Origin of the sequence: Eubacterium sp. AF19-12LB (assembly GCF_003479125.1) — a bacterium.
In the GTDB taxonomy this organism is placed as follows: domain Bacteria; phylum Bacillota; class Clostridia; order Lachnospirales; family Lachnospiraceae; genus Eubacterium_U; species Eubacterium_U album.
This window is the reverse complement of the sequence record NZ_QUGP01000034.1, coordinates 1-1,317: the sequence shown is the minus strand read 5'-3', so window position 1 is coordinate 1,317 and position 1,317 is coordinate 1. Positions and strand designations below refer to the sequence as shown.

General features: G+C 34.0%; 2 protein-coding genes. Both read left to right on the top strand.

Going from position 1 to position 1,317, the window contains the following annotated elements; all coding sequences use genetic code 11:
• The coding region (locus DWX29_RS12870; protein WP_199663702.1) for a hypothetical protein at positions 1 to 531 on the top strand (531 nt) is incomplete at its 5' end.
• 20 nt (positions 532 to 551) lie between these two features.
• Positions 552 to 899 (top strand): hypothetical protein, encoded by a 348-nt coding sequence (locus DWX29_RS12460; RefSeq protein ID WP_118565974.1) that lies wholly within the window; start codon positions 552 to 554, stop codon positions 897 to 899.
• Positions 900 to 1,317 lie beyond the last annotated feature (418 nt).

The following is a 1,317-nucleotide window of genomic DNA, read 5'->3' as shown; positions in this document are numbered from 1 at the left end:
GAATTAAAGGACACGGTCATAAACGGAGCAGCAAACGGCTACATGTTTGCAGGAGCAGGGCTTGGAGTGGCAGGAATACGAAATGCTGCAAAGAGTGGAAAACTTGCAGGGGTTATGGCAGATGAAGCTGGTTCGGTTAAATTTGATGGCGGAAGTTGGAAGAAAAGTGGTAAATACTCAGGTACAGGAGAGTATGGAGATGTAGGTGGTCATCATGTTCATGCTAAAGCTGGTTTTAAAGGTGATATAAATTATGACCCTAAAAAAGGTTTTTCAATAAGTCAGGATTTTATGAAAGAAAATGGGTTAGACCACAATATTATGACTTCAAAACAGAGAGAACTATTTAAAGAGTTATATGAGAGTGGAAGATTAAATACTTTAGAAGAACATACACGAATTGCAAGAGAAGCCTTAAAAACTGGTGGAGCTAGTGATGCTATGATAGATGATTTAATTAATGCATCATTAAAAAATTTGAGTGAACAAGGTGTAACAGCACCTACAAGAATACCTTGGTATTCAAAATAAATATTAGGAGGAATGTAAGAATGGACAATTATTTAGAAGAATTTGGTGAGATTTTTATTAAGGAAGTGAGGGATAGAACTATTGATATATTTGATAGAAAAACGCAAGGTTTGATGAAAAGCAAAGAGTCTCAGTTATTATTTGAGAGAGTGACTAAATTGAATGATGAGCAAAGGTCTTTAATTAGTGATATTATTCCTCAAATTGTTGATTTGAGTATTCATAATATGTTATGCCTATTTGAAGAACATGATGAATTTCAGATTATTGTTGGCGGAGAGAACATTGCGGATATAAGTGATGGGTTATCTGGTGAATTGTACACATCGGATGGTTGGATTGAAAAATTTTCAGAGCAAAGATATTAAATGAAATATCGTTTTAATTATGTCTCCATTTAAGGTTAATAAATACTAAAATAGAATATTGTTTTTTCAAAGATCTAGAACGCATTGTTTTCATGTCACTTGTTGCTGTGAAGACAATGCGATTTTTATTACCCAGTGAAAATCTTCAAATTCTTTTCTGGATTGCTCATATGTGTCTACTCTCTTTGAATATCGTGTCTAAAGTGAGCCTTTTTGACATCTCACATGGAAAAAGTGCTCAGATGGTTCAAGAGATCATTGAATTATAAATCTTGATTCTGATGCAAGTTTTCTAGGGAATAAGCTCCATCCGTAAAGGAGGAATAAAAGAAACAATTAAAAGCAGAAATAAGAAAGCAGAAAAAGAGTATGTGTGGGACTACACGGAAAAATATCCCGTACTGCTTGAAGAAAAGGA